The organism is Acetobacter nitrogenifigens DSM 23921 = NBRC 105050, assembly GCF_000429165.1.
Taxonomy (GTDB): Bacteria; Pseudomonadota; Alphaproteobacteria; order Acetobacterales; family Acetobacteraceae; genus Acetobacter; species Acetobacter nitrogenifigens.
Genome location: NZ_AUBI01000017.1, coordinates 36368 through 60665 on the forward strand (window position 1 = coordinate 36368; position 24298 = coordinate 60665).

A 24298-nucleotide genomic window follows, 5' to 3' on the forward strand; every position below is an offset into this window, starting at 1 on the left:
CGAACCCGGAGCGTCTGGTCTTGCCAACGTCCGATCGGTAGTGAATTTCAGATTCAAATATCGAATTTTATTATAAAATATAACAAATTTTTCGCATACGAATCATTCGATTTTCTAGAGATGCTTGTATTGCAAGGAACCAGAGAGTGCGGGTGATTGGCCTGACTGCCAGGCGCCGTGTCAACACATCTTCCTGAGATTATGGCCAATGCAGTTTTCCGAACAATTCTTGATTGCAGATTGGTATCTCAATACGACAAAGCATGTCTTTTACTGCGGTGGGTACCTTTTTTGGTGAGAATGAGTCGCACTTGCTATAAAGCGCGGACGCATCAACATACTGGCGTCAAAAAATGCGCGATTATTCAACAAGCCGGAAAATACTTAATACCGGTTGTACGGCTGCATTTAGCGGTATTATCTGCTTAAATGTCATGACTTCTCCCTTGCTGGCGGAAACACGCGCAGCAAAAAAAATTTCGGAAAAACGCTTGTGCAGGACGACAGAATACTCAAATGGAAAGCTGACGACACATCAGCTTCACGCCAGGCGGACCGAACTGGTAAGCGTGACGGCCAGACAGCAAAACGTCTCAGTCAGCGCATCAAAAATGTCTATACCTTTTCTGGAAAACCCGCAGATCGTTTCCGTTGTATCCAGAAAACTTATGGACGATCAAAATGTTTTGCGCCTGTCTGATGCGTTGCGAAATGTGGCGGGCGTGTCCTACGCCGATAATTACGCATTGTATGACAGCATCCGCGTGCGCGGCCTCAGCACATCCGGAATGACTTATCTGGATGGCCTCAAGACAATTGATGCCCTTGCAATCAACGAAACCGTCGGATTGTCACGACTGGAAGTCGTAAAGGGACCAGCATCGGGGCTATTCGGCCAAGGCCCCTTGTCCGGACTGGTAAATATGGTCAGCAAGCGACCAGAATCGCGAAACTTCGAAACGTTCACCGCCAAGGGCGGCTCATGGTCCTACTATGAGGGGCGCGCGGACATGAACCGGAAGTTGACGTCAAACGGCCTTGTAACTGCCCGGCTGAATACGCTCTATCGTAAGCAGGATTATTTTGTTCGAGCATCGGATATGGAGACACTGTATATAGCACCGTCCATTTCGGTTCGTCCGACAGAAAATACCGATTTCACTATGTTGTTTCGTTACAGCCGCGCAAGCGGGCACCCTTATACAGCCATTCCTGGCTACGGGACGGTGCTCCCTTCCCCTTGGGGAACGTTGCCCCGAGATTTTTCCATAAACGACGTCGACAACCCTGCTCAGCAGCGGCAGACCTTCGTTCATCTGGGATACATGCTGGATCACCGATTCAACAACGCGATCGGCCTGCATCAGGGTTTTCGTTACATGGTCTATCGGCAGACTTATAATCGCTGGCTGTTCGCGGGCTCTTATACGCCCGATCTATCGAGTGTCAGCCGATATTATTACGGCCCCTACAACAACCACGGTCACGATATAAGAATTGACACCAACATTAATCTTCGCTTCCACACAGGCAAGTGGCTCTCTCATTACATGCTGATCGGCGTCGATTACGGGATCAACGGAACGAACTTGACGACCGGGTACGCGACGACGACGGCTCTTTCTCTCGTAAATCCAGTTTATGGCGATGTGCCAGATATGCCTCCCGTCGCGAAAATATCAAAGGCACGGCAAGATCAATTCGGAACTTACATTCAGGATCACCTCAGACTCGGAAAACATGTGGCGGCGACGTTTGGAGTTCGGTGGGATCGTGCGACCGCCGGTCGGGGCGGAAACAATCCGCCAACGACGGCGTTTAGTCCGCACGCTGGCTTCACATGGAATTTTGCCGACCAGATGGCGTTCTACTTCAACTGGTCACGCGCCTTTCTCCCGACGACCTCTGTGGATTACAGGCAAAATATCCTCCCTCCACAAATTGGCGCTAATTATGAATTCGGTTTAAAAACACAAAGCCGCGACGGTTCTTTACGAGGAATGGCGACGTTATTTCAATTATCACGAACCAATGTCGCAACGACAGACCCGGCTCACCCGTTGTATTCGATCGCGCAGGGAGAGCAGACCAGCAAGGGATTTGAACTCGAAGGTGAGTGGAGTATCCGGCCGAACTGGAATGCGACAATAGCCTACACATATCTGGATACAAAGATCACAAAAGATAACAGGCTTCTGCTCAATGGAGGGTCTCTGTGGCTTGCTGGCGTGCCCCATCATATTTTCAATATCTGGACAAAATATACGTTGCCTGTCGGCGCACTTAAAGGCCTGGGATTTGGCGGCGGCGTGCATGTCGAGGGAGCCAGCCCCGCGGATAACTACACGCCGCGAGATCCCTATTACGGGCGGACTTATAAAACTTCGGCTTACGCCCTCATCAGCCTTGCATTGTACTACGAAAAGGGGGCGTGGAGCGCTCAACTCAATGTGCAAAACGCTGCTGACAAAAGATATTTTCCTTCGGCATCACTAACTCGAACCACCGTTGGCACGCCAAGGACGATCATGGGCGGCGTCACGCGCAATTTTTAACGGCGCGCCGAAGCGGGGATCTGCCTCGCAAGGGCGATGGCGGCCTTCCTCGAACGCCTTACATCCCCCTGCAAGGCGCTCCCATCTCTTCCGCAGATTTACGCCAATTGCCCAAGCTACCAAAGATACACAAATTTAATATAGTAGGCGTTTGTTTCCGGGACATTCCGTCCTTCCACAGAATGCGAATATCTCGCGGTAAAAGAGTAGTGCTTTGAGATATTGAGCATGGCGCCCAGACCAAGCGCCGTCTCCCGGCCGTAGGAATCGTTTACGTAAGAATTTTGAGTGTTGTTATACGTGCCCGCGACGTTCTGCCAGTCAAACGCCAGAAACGGTTCAAAGAGTTTCGTCGCCTTCCAGCTGAACCGCAGGTTGGAGTAAAACACTACGCCGGGATAATAGCTGTCCTGCCCGCGAACGTGACGCGTTGAACTTGTAACGGCGCCCGCATCTCCGTCGAAGCTGAAATGCTTCCATTCATAGTCAAAAATAAAACTCGATATATTCGACCAGTTATGTGACGCGAGCGAATATCGTGTGCCTGAAGGCGTCTGCATGAAGGTCTGAAATCCGAACGTGCTGTGCGCGTTTGGCTTGAACCACGCGGCTGGCCCCACGATGGTGCCACCCAGTCCCCCGTAATTCGTTCCGTTGGCGAGCACGTAGCTTTCAGACTGAATGACCTCGAAAGCGAAACCGACATGCGGAATTGCATCGAAGCTGCGGAAATGGACGTATTTTGTCAGCCCGGACCAAGTGTGGCTGCCCCCTTTTGCCTGACGCACGCCCTGTCCATTGTAGGTCGAGCCCGCGGCATTGCCGTCTCCATACTGAACCAGCACGTTGAACGGCGAAAAATCGACAGGCAAATCGTATTCGTGTGGTCCGATAATGCCCAAGGTAATGTCCGAGGCCCGCGCGCCTGAACAAACGCTCAGGGTCAAGCCCGCCGCAAGCAGCGAAAACACGGAGAGACGGCGAACATTCGCCCATTCTGTCACGCGCATGATGTTATTTCCGTCAGATCAGGGGGAGCGTCCGCTTAACCCTGCGAACGCTCCGTTGAAGTCGAAGACTGTGATCGTTGCCGATCAGTGCGCCTCAGCGTCCTGCTGACCGTCCAGAGCATAGGCGATGATGTAATCACCGCTTCTCGTGGCCAGACCGCCGTGACCGCCAGCAGCAATCAGGACGTACTGCTTGCCGTTGACTTCGTAGGACATCGGCGTCGCCTGTCCACCCGCAGGCAGGCGGTCACTCCAGATAACCTCGCCAGTCTTCAGGTCGAACGCACGGAGATAATCGTCCGCCGTGGCCCCCATGAACACCACGCCGCCTTTGGTGACGATGTTGCCGCCGATATTATACATCCCGGTCGGCAACGGCAGGTTGGTGTGCGTGCGGAACGGGCCTGTGTCGCGCGTCGTTCCAACCGGGTGCTGCCACACGATCTTTTTGGTGACCAGATCGATCGCCGTGAGCGTGCCCCATACAGGCCCCTTGCAAGGAATCTGCAGCGGGTTCAGCCAGGGATTGGTGTAGGCGATATAGGGCGTGCCGTAATCCGGAGAGACTGAAAGCGCGTCGCCCTTGGCGGTAGGTTCCTCACCGTTGCCGGTCCACTTCGGCAGAACGCCGGGATCTTCCAGAGTCCGCCGGTGGTCCAGCTTGATGCGGAACGGCAGATAGCTCGCATTCGCCAGCATGATCTTGCGCTGCGGATCAATCGTGATCCCCTGCCAGTCCACAATGCCGTAGAACGCCGGATAGACGATGGTGGTCTTCCCGACATGCGGCGGCGTGAACTGTCCATCATAGGCCGACTGCCGGAACTGGATACGGCACACCATCTGGTCAAGCAGCGTGGCGCCCCACATATCCGTCTCTTTGAGATCGGGAGGCGTCAGCGACGGCATGGCCGCCGGGAAAGGCTGCGTCGGAGAAATGCGGTCGTCCCCAGCGACGCCTGCAGTCGGAACTGCACGCTCTTCCACCGGGTAGCCCGGCACCGGCACGCCCGTACGGCGATCAAGAACAAAGAACTCGCCCCGCTTGGTGCTCTGAACCAGCGCCGGTACGATCTTGCCGCTGGAGTCGGGCAGATCGACCATCGACGGCCCGGAGGGAATGTCCATATCCCAAAGATCGTGATGTACGGTCTGATACGTCCAGCGCCGCTCGCCGGTTTCGATATCGAGCGCTATGGTCGCTGAAGACGTTGCGTCGTCGAACGGGCGCCGTGAACCGCCCCAGTTGTCGGGCGGAGAGTTGCCCGTAGGAACATAAACGAGGCCAAGATTCGTATCAGCGGTATAAACGCCCCACCCGTTCGGCGTGTCGCGCGTCAGAACGTCATCCGGGCCGGGCTTGAACGTTTCCGGGTTATGCCCTGCGTCCCACACCCATGCGATCTCGCCCGTCGTCGCGTCAAACGCGCGCACTGCGCCGGACGGTTCGAAATTCGCCTGATTATCGAAAACCCAGCCGCCCGTGATCACGCGGTTTTTCGCCACCAGCGGCGGCGACGTCACGAAGTGAAAACCATGCGGCACATGACCGAGATATTGACGCAGCGAGATGAATCCATGATCACCGAAATCGTCGCAGGGTTTGCCCGTTTCCGCATCCAGCGCGACCATCCGCACGTCCGCAACCGGCGAGTAGATGCGCGTGCGGCAACCGGTCTGGATCTCGTCCGGAATCCGGTAATAGGAAACGCCACGGCAGGCGAGATAGACGTTCTTCGCCAGATCGGCTTCCGCAGGATGCGGATCGAACTTCCATTTTATCTTGCCTGTGGCTGCGTCCATAGCAATCACCTGGCTATGGGGCGTGCACATGTACAGCGTGTTGTCGACCTTGATCGGGGTCAGTTCCAGATTGAACTCATGCCCCTGATCCGGCCCGGCGACCGTCCCCTCGCCTGTCTGCTGCGTGTCCCCTGTCCGGGTAATCCACGCGCGCTTCAGATGCGACACGTTCTTCGTCGTGATCTGATCCAGAGGCGAATACCGATCGCCGCCAACAGTACGGCCGTAAGCCTGCCAATCCGCAGCAGGCATCTCCGGCGAGCCGGTGTCCGGCTGCCCCTGCGCGGCCATACGATCAGAAGGAACGGAGCCGTTGATCGAATAGGACGTAAAGCAGCTGACGACCAGCGCGGCTACGCTGACCCCCATTGCGCCCAGAACTTCCCGTTTGTCGGAAAGCCAGTTGTTGGAAAGCCTCCAGACCCACGGGAGAAGCAGCCACGCGCCCACGGCGATCAGCGTTAGCAGGCGGACTTCCAGTCCCCAGATGTCGAAACCGACCTCAAAAAGTGACCAAAGCGTCGCGAAAAGCAGCAGCCCCGCATAGATGCGCAGTGCTACGCGGGGCGTTTTAAGGCCGGTGGCAGCCACCGCCAGAAAAACGCCGCCAGCCGCAATGTAAAACCACGACCCGCCAAGAAGCAGGAGTTGAGCTCCGCCAAAGAAAAGAAAGAGCCCTATGGCTCCGACAAGAAGCGTTGTTATTATAGACAACATTCTTGAGATTCTTGTCTGCATGTTTCACGTCTTTCCCAGCTCTTCCATGGCGGCGCCGCCGGTGGGTTAGTCCCACCTGACGGCCGCCGCCAAAGCTGAGAAGTGTCTCGCCACATCCGACATAATTCCGGCCAGCGATTAAGCTGCGAGATCACGGCAACTTGTATTGCGTTGACCAAAGTGTGTCAGAGGTGAGACAGTTTGCCTCTGGAGGTGTTCGATCTGCTAATGCAGCGTGATCGGGACATATCGGGGGGCCTTACCGCTGGCGGATACAACGTGCGAGAAAATAGCGGCCTATACTGCGCACAAATACGAACGTTTCTATTTTTACTCAAGATATTGAATAGGCTATATTTTTACCAGAATGACTAATGTAGAAATTGGTATTTTATTATTTCTTTTTTAGGCCAATTTTAGAAATTCAACATGACAACGGAAAATAACACTGTGCTATCGCCATTCCAGGATATCTGGGCTAAAAGCAGGCATTCCCTTCTGGTAAGGGTCATATGACGGTCTTGCATCGACGCCTCACAGTTCAGAGCTTACTCACCCGACGCCGGTCAGTAAAAGCGTGGCCTAATGTGTTGCTTCCTTAAAACTAAACTAGACCGCGTCCCGTGGTCCGGCGCACTTTCGAAAAAATCGGAAAGTCTCCCGATTTGATCGTAATCAGCTGTTTTATCTGAGGATTTATTCCCGATGACCGACAGCTGCAAGATCCTCATGGTCTTTCCACTTTTTAATTCAGGTTCGTTTTGGAACTACAAGGAGGCCTGTGACCTGACTGGCGCGCGTTACCCTGCGGCGCCTCTGGGTCTGATAACCGTGGCGGCGCTGTTGCCGAATAACTGGGATGTCAGACTGATCAACCGCAATACGGAACTTCTGACAGAAGAGGATTTCGCATGGGCTGATATGGTGATGACGGGGGGCATGCTTCCGCAAAGAATCGATGCCCTACACATCATCGACATATGCCGCGCCAAAGGTAAGCCCGTGGTGATCGGTGGCCCTGATGTCACCTCAAGCCCGGATATCTATAAAGCTGCTGATTTTCAGGTTCTCGGCGAAGCTGAAGAAATCATGGTTAATTTCATTTCTGCCTGGCGTAACGGCGTCACGCAGGGTGTTTTTGTAGCGCCCATGGGAAAAACGGATGTCACGAAAAGTCCACTGCCACGCTTTGATCTGCTGAATCTGGATCATTACCTGCATGTTGGGATTCAATTCTCACGGGGATGTCCGTTCAGTTGTGAATTCTGCGATATCATTGAACTATATGGCCGCGTGCCGCGCACCAAGACGACCGGACAGGTTATGGCTGAGCTGGACGCGCTTTACGCTCTTGGTTATCGCGGACACGTCGATTTTGTTGACGACAATCTGATCGGCAACAAGAAAGCGCTTAGAAAATTTCTACCCGACCTGAAGCGTTGGCAGAGCGAAAAAAGCTTCCCGTTCGAGTTTTCGACCGAAGCGTCGATCAATCTTGCTGACGATGCCGAGTTACTCAACGATCTTGCTGACTGCAATTTTTTTGCCGTGTTCGTGGGTATTGAAAGCCCGGACACCGACACGCTCGTCATGACGCAAAAAAAGCAGAACACCCGCCGAAGTCTGCAACAAAGCATCGAGACCATTCATGGCGCCGGAATTTTCGTCAATGCCGGCTTTATTGTAGGTTTCGACAGTGAGAAAGGTAGTGTCGCTCCCGGCATGATCGAGTGTATCGAAGACACGTCGATCCCCGTGTGCATGGTGGGCTTGCTTTATGCTCTGCCAACGACACAACTTACACGCCGACTGCTGGCAGAAGGGCGTCTCTTTCTGGACGATGGTCAGACGCAGTCCGGCGACCAGTGCACCGCCGGGCTGAATTTCGAGACAAGCCGCCCACGTCGGGATGTGCTTGATGACTACAGGATTGTGCTCAGGACAATCTATGAGCCGACCGCTTACTTCGATCGTGTGCGCCGATTGGGTCGTATGCTCAAGCGCAAACGGACGCATCGAATGATAAAGGGCGATCTTCGTAGCTTCATCCGGCTACTTTTCCGTATTCATCGTGCCGGTCCTGGAACGGCATGGCAATTCTGGCGCATGCTTTTGGATTGCGCCGTGCATAATCCAAAAGCGTTGCCATATGTAGTCATGACAAGTGCGCTCTACCTGCATCTTGGTCCGTTTGCTCGGCAGGTCGTTAGAGAGATCGATCAGGAAATCTTCAACATCGAGCAGGGGCACTGGCAAAAACCAAGACTTCAGAAGGCGCGTGCCGAAGATGGACTTCAGCTCGCCTAGACACACTGTGGATTTTTGTCTTTTAGAAAGTTTTATTCGAACGCCGCAGACTGAATCGATATCAGAGTGTCTATCTCCGGTGAACCCATTCAGGAACAGGTCCCGTCTCGCCTTCCCGTTGCCCGGTCAAGATGCCGTATTTGCGGTGTGGAGTAGTTGCTAACAATCGTCGTTTTTTAAAAACATCGGAAATGTGCCCAGATTCAAATCCACAGCACATTTCCGAAGCAAGATTTACGGCAAAAAACCACCTTTATTCAAAATATCCAGCGCTTCGCGAATACGATGGCCATACGTGTGCTCCGACATCGTACGTGCCTGCGCCTTCTTCGTCGTTTCCAGTCGCAACGCGCCGTTCTCGAGGTAGACGTCGAGCAGTCGATCGAAATCTCTCTTGTTGGAGAAGGACGGGATTTCGTCTTTCGTGTAGTATCGACGGATTTCGTAGGTATCTTCGTGAAATATCTGCATCGCTCCTGCTGCGGCAGCCTCGTAGGTCCGCGGGCCGGGCGTCGACGGCGAAATCATAAAGCGTTTGTTTTCGAAGCTCAGGCTCCGACCGAGGTTCAGAACGATCTTGGAGTGTTGGTAGAACTGCACCAACTGCTCTTTCTCCAACCGCGCATCTGAAAAGCCAACGCCCAGTTCGCCCCAGCCCGGCCCGACGATCTTGATGTTCAGATTACGCAGCGTCGGCAGCAATCCACGCACGATATCCTTGCGGTTCGTGAACGCCACGCCGCAGAAGAGCACGTCGATCGTGCGCTCGGTTGTTTCGTTAATCGGCCGATAATGCAGCTTCGGGCACGCCGCGAGCGGAAGGTGCCAGACGTTTGGACGCGTGTAAAAATTTGATCCCCAACGTTCACAGGAAAAGACGACATCGAATTCGTCCGTGATACGGTAGGACGCGTCCTGCTCATAGGGATCTTCAGTCGCCCAGAAGACCGTCGCAGCGCCGACCTTGCGCGCCTCTCGGCAAACCTCGCCGAAATAGGTGCTCTCCGGGAGGTAAGACCCGATGGCGAAAACGATTGTCGGCCGCAAATACTGAATAGAGGCTGCTGCCCCGTTGATGTTCGCGGCGATGACGTTCTCTTCGCCAAAGACCTCGGCCCAGCCGGCCATGATGGATTCGCGTATCTGCGCGTTGGCCTGGGATTCAAAGCGCCCGCCGCTACAGATCAGAACCTTGCCCGAGTACTTTTCTGTCTTTTCAGCGTTTTTGGCCATGCCGCTCTTCCAGTCCGGGGTGCGAGAAATGTTCATACACAACTAGGGAGAACTCTCCCAGCGGGCGTGTCCCGCAAACGACGCATTCCGTCATTCGCGAGCCTTTTCGATGATGTCCGACAACGCGCGCGCGAAGCGCGCGGGGTCGCAATCGTCGCGGATGCGGTCCAGCGCGGACTGCCTGACGCTCGTCCACAAGGACTCGTCATCGTAAAGCGCGATGACTGCGGCAGCGAAGACCTCTGCGTTCGGCGCGCCGCCCGAAAGGATGTCCCGCCCGGCGACCCATCCCAGTTCGTCGATAAGCAACTGGCTTGCTACGACCGGCAACCCGCGTGAGGCGCTTTCATGAATCTTGTAGGGAATGCCGCCCGCAAACCGCGTCGGTGCGATAAACGCCCGGTGCGTATTGTAAAAAGGCGAGAGATCGTCCACGCGCCCGACGAGCCGCACGTTGTCGAACTCTGACAGAAGCGTCATATCGACGTCCGCGCCCTGGTACCCGGCGATAGTCAGCTGCGCGATTTCGGTTCGGCGTTCGACGATAATCGGCATAACTTCGCTGAGAAACCAGAGCAGTGAATCAAGGTTCGGGGAATCCTGATCCGTGACCGCCCCGACGAACAGCAACCCTGCCCGTTCGGAGAATGACGCGGGCGTCGGCGCTATCTGAAGGGCGTGCCCAAGAATGTTGAGATTGGTATGTCCGGCCCGTCTAATCAACTCGGCCTCGGTTTCGGTCACGGCGACGATCTGCTTGCAGAACACGGCATTTTCGAATTCGACGCGGAGAGCCGCGTCAAGGTCCGAGATCGTTTCCGCTAGGTCCAGAGCCTGCTCCCGCAACACCGTGCGCGGCGCAGCGACCACTTCCGTGTCGAGGATCACGTCACATCCTGTAAGGTACCTGTGATTACCGTGGAGAATCGGCAATACGCGGTTCAGGTTATGTGTTCGGCCAATCCAGACGAGGTCAAAACACCCGGCTCGTTCTTCCAGAAAGTGATCGAGCTGCGTCGCAGTCTTGTCGAACAGAACTTCCACGGTGTCAGGGAAATCAGCGTAAATGCGCGCAACGGAATGGAAGTGATTATCGACCGGATACACCGTCACCTGGTGTCCCAGTTCCGCAAGCCCGCGTACGATGTCGTTAGAACGCACATAGCCAGAACCAAGGCCGCGCAAAGGCACGCGATCCTCGATGAAAAGAATGCGCGTCCCTGCGCTCTTTCGGGTGCGCGCCATAATGACGTTGCGGCTGTGCGCAGGTAGTTGATTGCGAAGAAACGCACCTCTTGACGCCGCGAGCACCCGTCTGTTTCGCTGCATCAGCGCGTGGGAGGCTCCGGAATTGGAGGAGCCGTATTCCAGATGCTCGATCACGACGGATGGATCGTAAACAATCCTAAAGCCTTGCTCGATCAGGCGCACGCAAAGATCGGTATCTTCAAAATATGCCGGGCAGTATCTTGGGTCGAAACCGGCTAGCGCTTTGACCGCAATCGTCGAGACCAGAAGGAACGCTGCAGAGCAATAATCGACGTCGCGAACGAAATTCGCCTCGGCGCAGTTTGGATCCCCGTCACGTAGGTAACCAAATGTCGATCCGTCGCGCCAGATGATCGAGCCGGCTTCTTGTAGAAGCCCGTTGGTGCGAACGATCTTTCCGCCGACCGCGCCGATATTCGACGACGAGGCCAGACGTTCCAAAGCATTGGCCAGCGCGCCCGGCATCAAGATAACATCATTGTTAAGATACAGCGTGACAGGGGCTGTAACTTCCGCAAGACCAACATTGCAGGCCCTCACAAATCCCGCATTGTAACGTAACGGGATGACCCGCGCCCCGCGCACGTATCGGGCGATATGTTTCGTTTCGTCGGTGGAACCGGAGTCCACCAGGATCAATTCGATGTTGCCGCCGAAATTATCCCGCAAGGACGCAAGAGTCCCCATGGTCAGCGGAAAATGATTGTGCAACACGACGATAACGCTGACCGCAGGTGGTCCGTCGCAGGTAAAATTCAGGGGACGGCGACCAAGAAACGTGGTCGTCGACCGCGCCGTGTCGATGAAATGCGCTTTGGCGTAAGCTTCGGCTGCTTGCGCCGGAAGCGTAGACGCGGCTTCTGCGGAACGTGACGCAACCCAGTGTGCGTAAGGATCCAGGAAAAGCCCGTTTTCGATGTCGGCGCGAACGCTCGCCCGGGTGGCGTATTGCTCGAGATCACAACCAGCCACTGGCAACCGCCCCTCGCGGGCGCCGGCCCGCAGGAAATGATCGAAGCCGTTTCGAAACTGCCCGACCTTTATGGACGCGGCGACATCTGGATATGCCTCGGCGTAAAATGCTTCGGAGAACGCATCTTGCGGATCGTAGGTGCTTGCGTCGTCTGCCATGAGATAATGATGAAGCGCGCAGGCAAACTCTCCCTGCTTTATCTGCTCGGCGACTTCCGGATAACGATGCAGATACCAGACAGGATCGAAGTACCAGGACGAGCGACAGCCATCAGCGAAACCGTTCTGAAAATCAAGCAGCAGTGAAAACCAGGTATCTGCCCCGCCTGCCTCACGTCCCAACGTGCGAAAGCTTGCGGCGGAGCTGGATGACGCGTGAACCGCCACTACATGCGGGTCGAAGAACCGACTGCCGCTACGAAAGCCTGCTTCACCACCAGACAGAAAGTGATCGTATCCGTTCAGCTTTCCTTTCTCGGCAATGACCCGGTGCGTCACGTCCGGATTCATGCGTCGGTAGTATTTCTCAGAAAACAACCAATGCGGAGAAAAATTCGTATAGCCGACCTGTTTGTAATGATCGAAACCCGACGCCCATTCGCCACGCTTTACCGCGCGCATGACCTCTGGATAAGTGGACAAGTACCACAATTCATCGAACCACGGATTAGGAGAGTGCCCTAACGCTGCGCCAATAGATTCGTAATAATCGTATTCATTGGAGTATTGTCCGTCTTTAATCGCTGCGGCGACGAACGGATATGAGCGTCTGTACCAGCTCGCCTCGAAGCGAGCCCATGCAGCGTGCGCCACAACTGGCGCAACGTTCACATCAAGAATGTCGTCGGAAGGCAATAGAGTCATCGCATCCCTCCCATCCGCGTGTCTGCGTGATCTCCGAGCGACGGCTGAAACTCCCGTCGCCTAATGCGCGCGACAGACGCCGCATACATCAGACGCTCAGAAATCCGCTTGCCGCTTCGCGGCATTTATCAAGCACCGCCTCTCCGGGTGGTGAGTCCTCAACAGATACGATCTTCCCGTCCTTGCTCGTCAGACGGACCGCAGTGGGCCGCATTCCTGCTTCATCGCCGACGACATTAAGCAGACATAGACGGTATGCGCCGTCGAGCGTTTCGTTGAACCCGCGATTGAGGCTCAGGTTGCCAACAAAGCCGACACAAAGAGGCGCGTCATGGAAGATCGTCTGCACATCCTGACGGATTAGGCGGGATGTGCCGAACGCTATGCTGCGGGCATTGGCCTCATTCACCAGAACCACGAAAATCTGCCCGGCGCGCGACAATCCACGAAGGAAAGCCCAGCCCCTTACAATGAGATCGCTTCCCTCCACATCTCGTTCATGCTGGCCTCCATCTTCGATAAGATCGGTGACGTGATCGAGATAAAACTCCAGGTCGCCAGAGTAGACGTGGCGCGGCCCATCGGGGAGCGTCGACAGTTTGATGCCGCGCAGCACGCCGTCGCTTTCCGAAACGCGCTCGAAATCTCGCAGAATCTGTCCGTTGGAGGGCGGGACGCGGGCGATACCGATAATTTGCCCGTCCGCTACTTCGATTTGCACGCCAGTCAATTGAAATGCGCCACGTCCATGGACAATGTTCGCAAGGCCAATGCGAAACACGCCCTCGCACCACTTGCCACGCAATGCGACTTGACCGGCGAACCCGGAGCGACGGGGAGCGCCAGGGAACAGCCCGGTGACGTCCGAGCGAACCTCCCGTTGCGTCGGAATGAAGATCGGGGGCGCCTCATCCTGACCGATCAGGACCGCGTAAAGCTGACCGGATCCGGACACTCCCGGCGCCACGTACCAGCCCCGGATGTGAAACTCATTGGCGATAACGAATTCCTCGTCGTCCGCCTCGGCGAAGACGTGGCGGCACACGTCGTCGATATAATATTCCGCGCCCTGAATCGAATGCCAGTCCGTTACGATTTCGGGCAACTCGATCGAAACGTCGCGCGTCGTCGGCGGATCGAAGATGTGGCGTGGCGGCGCCTGATGTTTCCACGAAGGATGCGGCAGCAGGTTCACCTGCCCCGCGTCGAATTGCACGTTGCTGCTGCCTAGCCCATTGCGAGGCGCAACATCCCGATACAGGTTTAGGAGCGCCGCGCCGTATTCCTGTGCGTTGGTCCAGAGATGCGGGCCGATGTTAGCCATCAAAGATTGGCGCACGGCCTCGCAGGAGCGGATCAATTCCAGACGTTCGAGCACTTTCGCAGGCGCGCCGATCGGCACCTTGAAGCCGTTGACGCCGTCGATCACGCGGTCGCCGAGGGCGCCGACGTCGGTCACGACAGGAACCAGTCCGTTCTGCCACGCCTCCGAAAGAGATATGCAATAGGTTTCGGGCCATATAGAAAGATTGAGAGCAACGTCCGCTACCTGCAGAGCGGCGATCTCACCGACCGAATAACGTCCGTAGACATGCACGTTGGAGCGTTTGAGGTTATTCAGAACCTCCTGATACTCGGGATGCACATAACCGAAAATATGGAACTCGAAGAGATCGGGATTCGCGATCTCTATAGTATTCAGGACGGTGTCGGCGCCCTTCGTTCGCAGAAAATTTCCGATGATGGCGACTGAAAGGCGCCGTCCCGCGAGAGGCTGGTAAGCCTTCGGTGTAACCGGCGCTGTCGTCTCGGGCGATGGAATTCCGAGAACAAGGCTGCGTTTGCTGTCCAGGCGTGGATAGATTGTATGCGTCAGATTGCGCGAATGCTCTGTGCCGAACAGAATTGCATCGACTGAGTTAAGCATCGTCGCGACGAAGGCGCGCCGCGTCTGCTCTGCTCCAAACTCAAGATTTTCCGAACGCTTGAGCATAATGTCGGCGGCGAGAACCCATTTCACGTCCTCCTCACAATACCGCATCTCGTGATTGAGCAGGTTGTAGTGTGCAGATACGAGTAGGAAGTCATGCGCGGAAAACACCACTCCGGCGCCGTTGGCCTTCGCTATGATTGGCAAAGACATCGTGTGATGCCCGAGGTGTTGAAAATGCACGATATCGAAGTTGTACTGGCTCAAGGCGCTCGAAAACGCTGTTTCCTCTGGCGCGTCGCACAGCGCGTCGAGCCAACCGACATCAGGCACATCGAAACTCTCGATCTCCCGACCGCTGGCGTCGGTCAGGCGGCATGAGCCGTTCCGCCGGAGCCAGTAGAAGAATTCAACGTCGCGCAAAAGCATAGACGAGATCGTGCGCTGATAGACCTCTACGCCACCCCAGTTCTGTTCGTAGATCGTCGAATGCGTGCACATCAGGACACGCAGCCGCCCCTTGCGCGATGGAGCATTCGTCGTTGATGCGGCGTTACGGCCAAAATTAGCGCCGGTCGTCTCGATCATCCGCCGGATGCGGTGCTCATAGAGATGCGCTTCCGATACGGATTTCTGGGCGGCTAACGCCTGCTTGCGGCGGAGGGACTTGTTGCCGAGCAGCGCAGCCACATGCCCGATCAGTTCGTCTGCGTCGCGTGCGACGTTGATTCCGTTGATTTCAGTCAGATAGCTTTCGCGCATCGACTGCCCGATTTCCACGACCTGAGCGGCGCCCGCCAGAGCGAGCTCATAAAAACGAGGCCCCGGCGCCGTCGCCTGCCCCACGTCTCCATGGCTCGCGTAGTCGCGGAACATCGTCAGCGTGACGGTGCTTGCATTGGCGAAGTCAATGAACGCCTCATGACTGACAGGCCGCTGAATCGCGAGTTCGGCGATATCAGCCGGCAAGGGCGGCAGATATTCGTTGCCAGGACAGATCAATTTTAGTCGTGCTTCAGGGAAAGCAGCGACCACGCGACGAAGCGTTTCGACCCGGTTCGGCCACATCGTGCCCGCGAAAAAGATGTCGTAGTCGAGTTCGTTCGCCGCCCTGACCTTGCGCTCGTGAATAGAGACGCTGGCCGCGAGTGGAAGATAAAACGCCGGCGTCTTGTATTCGCTGACGCAAGAGGGATCATTCGTGAAGACGTAGTCGAATACGCCAGTGTTATTGACGTTGAAGTCGACCATAAACGGGTCTTCAAACGCCCAGAAAATCATTGTCTTGAAAGCAGGACGTACCCGCTTCATCAGTTCACTGTTGATCCGCTGCCCGTCAATGCAGATCAGAACATCGTGTCGACCGGACGCCGCGATACTGGCGAGACTCATGTTGTCGGCGACAACGACAGAGTCGTCGCCCAGAACGGTCTTCGCCGCCCGTTCAATTGCTAATGTGAGATAGTAGTTTGGGTTGTGAGTGTAATTCGTATTGTAGATTACAGCCATTCACTCACGCCGACGTTCCCGCCAAACGCCTTCTCAGCCAGTCAAGGCAGACATCGCATCCGCTTCTCACCTTTCAATAACGCATAAGGAGACTCTACAAAAGCCCGACATACGAATTGACGATCTCTCCCATTGAAAACCTGGAGGTTTTGTATTTGTGGGAACAGCAAACATGGTTTCTTTGAAAAAATAACGATTAATTAACGACTGTATCCGCAAATTTTATACGCGCGCCCAATAAGTAAACAACAGGCCCAAAGCTTTGGGCCTGGTACAAATTAGCGACTACGCAACGCGCAATTGCGTGCCGTTGAAGACGCGCACCCTATGTCAGCCTGCGGCAGACAGGTAAGCCTCAAGCACCTCATCGGTCGCGCCGTCCATCCGCACGCGTCCCTGATCCATCCAAAGCAGTCGGGTGCACCACTCCTGCATGATCTCCGGCTGGTGACTGGAGACCACCAGAATTTCGGCTCCCTCGACTAACCCGATCATCCGTTGCCGGGCTCGCTCGCGGAAGGAAGCGTCGCCCGCCATGAACCATTCGTCCATGATCAGCACCTGAGGCATGATCGCCGTCGCGAGACCAAACGCAAGGCGGACCCTCATTCCCGAACTGTACGTCTTGATCGGCAGATCAAGGAACGGACCGAGATCCGCGAAAGTTTCGACATCTCGTTCGATAGCCTGAATGGCGGCGTCGCCGAGGGCATGGAATAAGCCCCGTAAGCGGATATTCTCCCGTCCTGACATATCATCGTTCATGCCAAGAGAAGTATCCAGGAGCGCGCCAACACGCCCCCTTACGAGCACCTGCCCTTCCAGCGGCTCGTATATTCCCGCCAGAGCACGCAACAGAGTGGTCTTTCCCGCGCCGTTGCCCCCGATCAGTCCCAGCCTCTCTCCCCGTTGAAGCGAGAAACTGACTCCCTTCAGGGCCTGCACCAGAACCCGCTCGCGCCGATCCTCCATGAACCTCCCAGACAGCTTGCCGTTGAGAGATCGACGGACAGTCTTCTTCAGGCTCCGTGCGTCGCCATGATAGAGTGGAAAGGAAATAGCGAGGTCGGTGACGTCTATGCTGGCCATGGCCGTCAGACCCAGTACGCCAGACGCGTCCGCATACGCGAGAACAAAGCGAAGGCGGTGACCCACAGCACGCCGCTATAAGCGACTGCCGCAAGCCAGATCGATGGCCGGACCGCTTCGTTCATCAAAGGTCCCCTGACGATTTCCACGAGTGGATAGCAAGGATCCAGCAGCAGGTACTGACGGCCTATGAATATGAGATCAGGCTTCCAGATAATCGGCGTCACAAAAAACAGGATCTGCATGATGCTGGCGCTGACAGGGGGCATATCCCGGAAACGCGCCCCAAGTACGCCGAAAAGAAGCGTGATGGCGTACATATCGACCAGCCACAGCAGCACGCCCGCCGGAACCTCCCAATTGAGACGTGGCGCGATCCCGAAAATCGCGAAGACGATCGCAACCACGGCTGCGCTGTGCAGGAAGGTCAAAAGCCCACGAATTGTCACGCGCAGCACATGTACGCTGAACGGCATGCGTAACGCGTGGATCAGTCCGACTGAACCCGTGAACGTGCTACATCCCTCCGACACGGCGCTGTTAAGGTAGCCCCACAGGATCAGCGAAAACGATAGGAACGGCAGGTATATGCGCAGGTTGATGTTAAACAACGCCGCGTAGAGGAAGCCCATCGCACCGACCATAATGGCCGTGGAAAGCGTCATCCAGAATGGTCCAAGCATGGACCCCCGGTAACGCAGCTTTATGTCCAGCCAGCCAAGCGTCCACCCTAGCCTGAAAAGCCGAAAACCATCCCGTGTATCGTTGATCGCATGAACGCTGTGCGCGAGTCCTCGCTCCGGCCGTAGGTCCATAACCGGCTCGGGGCCGTTGACGCCTATTTCCGCTCGAAGGGCGCGGACGCCTGCGTCCTGCAGCAAGGCTGCTTCGGCGTCGTCCGCCGGTGTCGCGGGGGGCATTTGCTCAGGCCGTTCGATCCTGTTCATAGCTGCGCGATAAACAACGCGTCGCCCGAACGCAAGCGGCCAGACCTCAGCGCCCCTGCCGCCATCTCATCGCGCGGTGAAGATCAAAGGCCTTGCGGCGTGGTTGGTCCGGCAGCCCGTGCGATCTCCAGACACCGCGCGCTGGCCAGAGTCCCGAGCGCACGAATCTCCTCCGCGTCAAACCAGCCTGCTTCCAGCGCATCGTCTCCAGCACGCAGTGAAACCTCCGCCAATGCGACATCAGGCGTACAAAGAATAACAGCGATCAGGTAGTGAAAAAGCAGCGCGCCTGATGGAGCGCGAGTTACGGAATCGAACGCCGTAATTACTGACCGCCCATGTGCGCTGACGCCGGTTTCTTCTCGCAGCTCTCGACGGGCCGCGTCGAACATCCCCTCGCCGGGTTCGATTTTTCCACCAGGAAAACCCCATAATCCGGCGTCAGGTGGATTGGCTCGTCGAACCAACAGAAAAGAGCCGTCGTCGGGTCGGCGTAAAACCGCAAGAACGGCCCCACGAGGCGAAATGTCACTCACCTCAGTCGGCCGTAATCGTGTCTAGACGATCCAATGCCGCCAGTTGCGGAAACCAGCGCATCCACAGCACCGTCACAACCAAGGTTCCGACCCCGCCGATCACCACTGCAGGCACGGCGCCCACAGCGCTTGCGAGCATGCCGCTTTCAAATTCGCCTAACTGGTTAGATGACCCAATGAACAGCATGTTAACCGCCGACACTCGCCCCCGCATCTCGTCCGGCGTGCCCAGTTGAACCAGGGCGTCGCGAACCACCATGCTGATCACATCCGCAGCGCCCAGAACCATCAGTGCAACAACGGATAACGGCACGGAGCGCGATAGTCCGAATGCGATGGTGGCGACGCCGAAGATCGCCACGGAGAGAAACATAATCCGACCGGCGTTACGCTTCAGCGGATGGCGCGCCATCGCAGCGGCCATCATCACGGCGCCCAATGCAGGCGCCGCACGAAGCAATCCGAGCCCAAATGGACCGGCGTGCAGGATGTTATCCGCATATAAGGGCAGCAACGCTGTGGCGCCGCCAAGCAGGACGGCGAACAGATCCATCGAAATGGCGCCCAGCATCGCCGGTTTTCGGCGCAGGAAATTTATTCCGCCAAATACTGAAACAAGGGAGAGCGGCTGACGCGCTCTGGCTGGAAACCGCAACTGCAGACGCGTCGTGCTAAGCATCGCTATAGCGAAGGCGCTTCCGCAAACAAGGTAACAGACTGCCGGTCCCAGGCCGTAAAGCACGCCCCCTAGAGACGGACCAACGATAGAGACAACCTGAAAGAGCGACGAGGATATGGCTGACGCACGCGGAAAGTCCGACGCGCTGACCAACGATGGCAGGAATGTCTGCTGAGCGGGCATTTCAAATGCGCGACAGGCGCCAAAGACGGCCACCAGCGCGTAGATCCCCCATGGGGCAAGCGCGCCGGTCCATGTCGCGGTCATGATGGCGAACGCCGCGCACATTTCGATGAACTGGCAGAATATTACGATGCGGCGGCGGTCGTGTTGGTCAACTACATGCCCGGCGGGAAACACCAGCGCCATCATCGGCGCGAACTGCGCCAACCCGACGAAGCCAAGCGCCGCTGCGCTGTGGGTGAGCGCGTATATCTGCCAACCGACCGTCACGGCCTGAACCTGCGAGGCGAAAGCGGAGACGTTCCGGCTGATCAGATAGGCGATCAGCCCGGGCTGTTTCAGAACGGACGAAGCGGACATGATTTCCCGAAAAGTCGGCGCACCTTGTCCAACAGCGCCCTGGCGGCGCATATCGGGCCCAAGTGTGACGTAAGGCAAAAATTTTCGTCGCCGAAACGCCCGTTCACGTCAATATACGATTATGGGTGATCGGTCTTCACGGTCGAAAGCAAGACCAACGCCCGCGCACATTGAACGTGTGCGTTGCAAAACCGTGGTTGGTAGAGCAATAGGGCGAAATCTGCCCAGCGCCTTCGTCCGTGTGAGGACGTTTTTTAACGGATCCACCAAACCGTGAACGGAACGCGCTGCGTCGGGTAGAGGAAGTCGAGCACAAAACGGGAATATCGGCACGATGGCCACCAATTACGCGACAGTCACCTGGGATCAACTTCACCGCGACGCTCGCCTGCTCGCTACGGATCTGATGCCACGCGGTCCCTTTAAGGGATTGGTCGCCGTAACGCGCGGGGGTTTGATCCCCGCCGCTATCGTAGCGCGTGAACTCGATTGCCGCCTGATCGAGACCATCTCCGTCGTAACTTACGACGAAGAAGAAAAAGGTAAGCCGGTCGTGATCAAGGCGCCGGACGTCGCAGGCGACGGAGAGGGCTTCATCGTGGTCGACGATCTGGTCGATTCGGGTGTGACTGCGCGAATCGTGCGCGAACGCCTTCCCAAGGCGGTGTTCGCCTGCCTTTACGCAAAGCCGGCAGGCAAGCCGCTGACTGACCTCTTCGTTGCTGAAGTGCCGCAGGACACGTGGATTCTCTTCCCGTGGGACACAGCTCCCCTGTTTGTCCCGCCACTCGCCCGCAAATCCGAAACCCCTACAGGCTAGCAAGCCCTGGGACGGGCGGCCTGACATCAGGCCGTCCGTAGAGGCGAAGCGCCTGTTTTCGTGGGAATTTACGAACACAAACCACCGGAAAAGCCCCTTCCTTCACATGATCGACGAATTGGGACTTGCCAGCAGACGTCGAGCCTCCTAGCTTCCGCTCGGTTTCGGGGCGTGGCGCAGCTTGGTAGCGCGCGTGTTTTGGGTACATGAGGTCGCAGGTTCGAATCCTGTCGCCCCGACCACTGCGCCAGACGGCAAGACCGCAGCGAAGGATACGGGCATGACGGCACGAATTTACAGACAGCCGAAAAGCGCCGGACAGTCCGGGCAGAGCCAGACGCACATCTGGATTCTGGAATACGGTCAATCTTCTCCCCATCGTCCCGGCGGCCTGATGGGGTGGACGGGCAGTCGAGACACGCGCTCTCAGCTTCGTCTCAAATTCGCAAACCGCGACGAAGCGCTGGAATATGCCCGACTGCACGCCATCGCATACGAGCTGGAAGAGCCTGCTCCTGCGCGTGTCCGTAAGCCGAAGGTTTATGCCGACAATTTCGCCTCCGGCCGGGTGCAGAACTGGACCCACTGAATTCCCTGCAGCGCTCGTGACAGCGCTGCATTTTTCGGGCAGATAAGCACCACTTGGGCGCCCTTAGCTCAGTTGGATAGAGCAACAGCCTTCTAAGCTGTGGGTCACTGGTTCGAATCCAGTAGGGCGCGCCAAAATCAATGACTTAGCTGGCGCGAGGTTTGCATGTTTGCAAATCGGTTTGCAGTTACTATGGGTCATTCTCACTCTGTTCACAGCAGACGTCCTCGTGTCGCAGCAATGGACACGATCTTCGTCTGTTCGCGCGATTGATGTCTCTCCCACGCCTCCATTCCCGAGATAGCGACCTCTGTTCTTCTGGGCAGGTACGTATCTATTATGCGCTGACAGTAATCGATACTGTGCCCGCTGATTGCAGCGATCTGCGGCGTCGTCGCCCCAGCTTCCGCCAGTCTTACGATTCCTGTGCGCCGAAGATCCCGGCGTTGCCTGTGCTGCGACGTGAGCTCGGCCCGTACCTCGTCCTTGGTCATTCCAGAGCCGAACAGTTCGCGCGCGTGAGATGTGGCCAGCCGCATCATGACCTGATCCCAGGCGCGGCTGAAATTTCTCAGGCTCCACGTTTTTCCCGTCGGGCTCGGCACAAGCAATTCAACTGGCGCGCGGCCAATTCTGCCTGCGAGAACGCGTCCCTCGGCCGCCCGGGACGCTTCGATCTCTTCAAGCCGGCGGCGCACATGTGGCGCCAGTCTGCGATGGACCGGAACATCGATGAGTGCGCTGGTCTTGCCCTGGCGCAATGCGATAAAGAGTCGGCCGTCGCGTTCGGAGATCGACGCAGCGGTCATGCTCAACATGTCGCTCGGCCTTTGCACTGTGTACAAAAGAAGCAGGTAAGCCAGTTGCAGCGACGGGCGCGCCCGCGCGACGAACTTGTCCTCCATCTCGTAATCCCAGATCTCCGTTCGTTTCCGCGTCGGGTAACGACCAAAGTTCTCAGCGACGTTTTCCTGCACAATATTGAGTCGCTTGGCGCGGCCCAACAGAAGCTGAAGCAAGGAAAGCACCTGGTTCGCTTTGCGCGGCGTCGACGCCATGCGGGCGCGAATATCCCGCACCTCTTTAACAGTGACAGCGCGCGCATGAACGTCGCCCCAGTCGCACCGCATGCGATCGAGGTAGCCGCGATAAAGTTTTTGGGTTCTTGGGGCGAGAGCGCCGTAGGCTTCGCCGTCCCGAAGGTAATCCACGATCAGCCAGCCGATCGAACCCTTGGCTATGCCCGATTCGGACGTCTCTCCGGCCCGGGCAATGGCAGCCTCGGCGGCTTCCTTGTCGTGTCCCAAAAATTGTCCGTTCGATCGGTCGTAAAAATACCGAATCGTCGTTCCGTCAGGTCGTCGCTTGGTCACGACGTTGAGACCGGTTCTGCGGGAGGGTGGCATTCATTCTCTCCGAAAGGGATGGGCTGATCAGGCCTTCCGCAGATACGGGGGAACTGGTTGCAGCCAGTTCCCCCACCCCGAGGCCGGACGCCTGATCGGCGTAACGGTCAAGCAAGTGGCGATCCCAGGTCAACCGCCCTCCCCGGCCGCCACGCAAACGAGGGGGTGGCCACCATCCGTCTTGAACTTCCTGACTGAACACGCGCGCACTCACGCCCAGGTAATCAGCGGCGAGTGTCCTCGTTAGATATCGGGGCCATCTTGTAGGGATATCCGTCTCACTCATGTAACGACGCCATGATGCTTAGCCTGCTTAAGCGCGGTCACTTCACCAACGACCCTCAGATCGTCATCCGTAACCACCGTGACTGCTGACCCGCTTATGACCGCGCGCCCGGAAACGCGAGGATATTGATCATTCATCGACCTTCCTCGAAGAATACGAAACTTCTGTGACAATCTCGGCGAGAAACTCCTTGTGGCAGTCGTCGCATTCTATTTTTGCGCATCCCTGGATTTGATGGCCCCGTGAATCGGGATGCTCATATCCGCAATGAGGGCATACGATTTCCTTCGTGTAGCTGGTTTTGAGCGTAATCATGGCGTCACCACCACGCCTCGCGCTGCACGTGCTTGCGCTTCGTAAGCCGCTCTGTGCATATCCCTCCACGCTTGATCGAAGCTTCCTGTCCGCAAAACTCCTTTCAAAACTTTGAATACAATATTCGCCTGTTCCGCTTCTGCCTTTCCTCTTATCGTCTCACCCCCAGCCCTAAAAGCTCGCGCGTATTCGATTACATTATAGCAAATTATCCCCAGGGCCTTTTCGATGTCAGGCGTCATCTCATCGGGTAGAATAAGCCTCGCCGTATCATCGGCCTTCTCCTCGTTAGTTGGAGTTCCGGCTACACGGCAGAGCGTTTCCGCGAAACGGCGAACGTCTGGAGCGTGCATGTTCCACTCGGCGCAGAACCGCATGACCTGTGCATCTGTAAGTTTGCTGGGCAGCACATAATGCGTCGGGGCGCTCATGACCGCACACCCGGAAACAGCACTACGTTTGCAGGCAACGTCATCGGGGCCGCATCGCGCGCCGCGACGAACGGCAAGAGATATTCGCGTAATTTCAACTCCGCATCTTCCGCGTGATCGCCGAACATTTGCGCGGTTTTTACGTCGTCACGCTGGAACGCCATGCGTTCGGACTGGCGCATCCATATGGCCTGCCGGCGCATCGTTTCCGCCGTCTCCTGTACGGCAGGCGGCAGGCCCGCCAGCATCGGCGAGAAGGTACGAGCAGGCATTCCCTCAGGGAGATTTCCCATTATCCGCATTGTTCTTTTCCCATTCTTCAATAACGTCTTCGGGCGATCTCTTTGGCGGCACAATGTTTGTGGTTTCGCCAACTATGCAGGTATCGCCTCTGATCTGTTGTTTTCGGCAGTCAGAAAAAGTCACTGCCCACCCATGATGATCTGTCGCGATTACTTCGTATCTACCCCCGCCCAACGGGCGAACGA

General features: G+C 56.5%; 16 protein-coding genes and 2 tRNA genes. 6 read left to right on the plus strand and 12 right to left on the minus strand.

Going from position 1 to position 24298, the window contains the following annotated elements:
• Positions 1-353 precede the first annotated feature (353 nt).
• On the plus strand, positions 354-2555 hold the full coding sequence (locus G442_RS0115570) for a TonB-dependent siderophore receptor (RefSeq protein WP_246789488.1): 2202 nt from the start codon (positions 354-356) through the stop codon (positions 2553-2555).
• Positions 2556-2671: 116 nt separating this feature from the next.
• On the opposite strand, the gene G442_RS0115575 is transcribed toward G442_RS0115570, so the two are convergent.
• Positions 2672-3565 (minus strand): transporter, encoded by an 894-nt coding sequence (locus G442_RS0115575; protein ID WP_026398732.1) that lies wholly within the window; start codon positions 3563-3565, stop codon positions 2672-2674.
• Between the two features lie 84 nt (positions 3566-3649).
• A complete protein-coding gene (locus tag G442_RS0115580; RefSeq protein WP_371863419.1) occupies positions 3650-6085 on the minus strand; it encodes a membrane-bound PQQ-dependent dehydrogenase, glucose/quinate/shikimate family in 2436 nt (811 codons plus the stop codon).
• Positions 6086-6790: 705 nt separating this feature from the next.
• Here G442_RS0115580 and G442_RS0115585 point away from each other — a divergent pair.
• On the plus strand, positions 6791-8392 hold the full coding sequence (locus G442_RS0115585) for a B12-binding domain-containing radical SAM protein (RefSeq protein WP_026398734.1): 1602 nt from the start codon (positions 6791-6793) through the stop codon (positions 8390-8392).
• Between the two features lie 234 nt (positions 8393-8626).
• On the opposite strand, the gene G442_RS0115590 is transcribed toward G442_RS0115585, so the two are convergent.
• The 7 genes from G442_RS0115590 to G442_RS0115620 all read right to left on the minus strand — a co-directional run bounded on the left by G442_RS0115590 (position 8627) and on the right by G442_RS0115620 (position 19963).
• Positions 8627-9625: a CgeB family protein gene (locus tag G442_RS0115590; RefSeq protein WP_026398735.1), complete on the minus strand. Its 999-nt coding sequence runs from the start codon at positions 9623-9625 to the stop codon at positions 8627-8629.
• Between the two features lie 90 nt (positions 9626-9715).
• On the minus strand, positions 9716-12730 hold the full coding sequence (locus tag G442_RS0115595) for a glycosyltransferase (RefSeq protein WP_051292414.1): 3015 nt from the start codon (positions 12728-12730) through the stop codon (positions 9716-9718).
• A gap of 88 nt (positions 12731-12818) precedes the next feature.
• Complete coding sequence (locus G442_RS0115600) at positions 12819-16169, minus strand: glycosyltransferase family protein (protein WP_026398737.1); 3351 nt, start codon at positions 16167-16169, stop codon at positions 12819-12821.
• A 330-nt stretch (positions 16170-16499) separates the two neighbouring features.
• On the minus strand, positions 16500-17258 hold the full coding sequence (locus tag G442_RS0115605) for an ABC transporter ATP-binding protein (protein ID WP_026398738.1): 759 nt from the start codon (positions 17256-17258) through the stop codon (positions 16500-16502).
• A 5-nt stretch (positions 17259-17263) separates the two neighbouring features.
• Complete coding sequence (locus G442_RS0115610) at positions 17264-18178, minus strand: ABC transporter permease (RefSeq protein WP_246789489.1); 915 nt, start codon at positions 18176-18178, stop codon at positions 17264-17266.
• Between the two features lie 110 nt (positions 18179-18288).
• Complete coding sequence (locus G442_RS0115615) at positions 18289-18741, minus strand: NUDIX hydrolase (RefSeq protein WP_026398740.1); 453 nt, start codon at positions 18739-18741, stop codon at positions 18289-18291.
• Position 18742: 1 nt separating this feature from the next.
• Positions 18743-19963, minus strand: coding sequence for an MFS transporter (locus G442_RS0115620; protein ID WP_026398741.1), 1221 nt, complete (start codon positions 19961-19963; stop codon positions 18743-18745).
• A 334-nt stretch (positions 19964-20297) separates the two neighbouring features.
• Between G442_RS0115620 and gpt the strand changes: the two genes are divergently transcribed.
• From gpt to G442_RS0115640, 4 genes are all read left to right on the plus strand, one after another.
• The gene (gene gpt / locus G442_RS0115625) at positions 20298-20783 is read left to right on the plus strand and encodes a xanthine phosphoribosyltransferase (protein ID WP_026398742.1); all 486 of its coding nucleotides are present in this window, start codon (positions 20298-20300) and stop codon (positions 20781-20783) included.
• Between the two features lie 165 nt (positions 20784-20948).
• Positions 20949-21025, plus strand: a tRNA-Pro gene (locus tag G442_RS0115630).
• A 38-nt stretch (positions 21026-21063) separates the two neighbouring features.
• A complete protein-coding gene (locus tag G442_RS0115635) occupies positions 21064-21372 on the plus strand; it encodes an ETC complex I subunit (RefSeq protein WP_026398743.1) in 309 nt (102 codons plus the stop codon).
• Between the two features lie 57 nt (positions 21373-21429).
• A tRNA-Arg gene (locus G442_RS0115640) sits at positions 21430-21506 on the plus strand.
• 78 nt (positions 21507-21584) lie between these two features.
• On the opposite strand, the gene G442_RS0115645 is transcribed toward G442_RS0115640, so the two are convergent.
• From G442_RS0115645 to G442_RS0115655, 3 genes are all read right to left on the minus strand, one after another.
• Complete coding sequence (locus G442_RS0115645) at positions 21585-22778, minus strand: tyrosine-type recombinase/integrase (protein ID WP_026398744.1); 1194 nt, start codon at positions 22776-22778, stop codon at positions 21585-21587.
• 597 nt (positions 22779-23375) lie between these two features.
• Positions 23376-23810: a hypothetical protein gene (locus G442_RS0115650; protein ID WP_026398745.1), complete on the minus strand. Its 435-nt coding sequence runs from the start codon at positions 23808-23810 to the stop codon at positions 23376-23378.
• Entirely contained in the window at positions 23807-24082 is a 276-nt protein-coding gene (locus tag G442_RS0115655; RefSeq protein WP_146882565.1) for a hypothetical protein, read from the minus strand. The genes G442_RS0115650 and G442_RS0115655 overlap by 4 nt, the downstream gene beginning before the upstream one ends.
• Positions 24083-24298: the final 216 nt, after the last annotated feature.

Coding starts and splice junctions, on each gene's coding strand:
- G442_RS0115595 (WP_051292414.1), bottom strand. CDS start 12,730: ATGACTCTATTGCCTTCCGACGACATTCTTGATGTGAACGTTGCGCCA.
- G442_RS0115650 (WP_026398745.1), bottom strand. CDS start 23,810: ATGAGCGCCCCGACGCATTATGTGCTGCCCAGCAAACTTACAGATGCA.
- G442_RS0115580 (WP_371863419.1), bottom strand. CDS start 6,085: ATGTTGTCTATAATAACAACGCTTCTTGTCGGAGCCATAGGGCTCTTT.
- G442_RS0115605 (WP_026398738.1), bottom strand. CDS start 17,258: ATGGCCAGCATAGACGTCACCGACCTCGCTATTTCCTTTCCACTCTAT.
- gpt (WP_026398742.1), top strand. CDS start 20,298: ATGGCCACCAATTACGCGACAGTCACCTGGGATCAACTTCACCGCGAC.
- G442_RS0115655 (WP_146882565.1), bottom strand. CDS start 24,082: ATGCCTGCTCGTACCTTCTCGCCGATGCTGGCGGGCCTGCCGCCTGCC.
- G442_RS0115570 (WP_246789488.1), top strand. CDS start 354: ATGCGCGATTATTCAACAAGCCGGAAAATACTTAATACCGGTTGTACG.
- G442_RS0115600 (WP_026398737.1), bottom strand. CDS start 16,169: ATGGCTGTAATCTACAATACGAATTACACTCACAACCCAAACTACTAT.
- G442_RS0115610 (WP_246789489.1), bottom strand. CDS start 18,178: ATGCCCCCCGCGACACCGGCGGACGACGCCGAAGCAGCCTTGCTGCAG.
- G442_RS0115585 (WP_026398734.1), top strand. CDS start 6,791: ATGACCGACAGCTGCAAGATCCTCATGGTCTTTCCACTTTTTAATTCA.
- G442_RS0115645 (WP_026398744.1), bottom strand. CDS start 22,778: ATGCCACCCTCCCGCAGAACCGGTCTCAACGTCGTGACCAAGCGACGA.
- G442_RS0115590 (WP_026398735.1), bottom strand. CDS start 9,625: ATGGCCAAAAACGCTGAAAAGACAGAAAAGTACTCGGGCAAGGTTCTG.
- G442_RS0115575 (WP_026398732.1), bottom strand. CDS start 3,565: ATGCGCGTGACAGAATGGGCGAATGTTCGCCGTCTCTCCGTGTTTTCG.
- G442_RS0115635 (WP_026398743.1), top strand. CDS start 21,064: ATGACGGCACGAATTTACAGACAGCCGAAAAGCGCCGGACAGTCCGGG.
- G442_RS0115620 (WP_026398741.1), bottom strand. CDS start 19,963: ATGTCCGCTTCGTCCGTTCTGAAACAGCCCGGGCTGATCGCCTATCTG.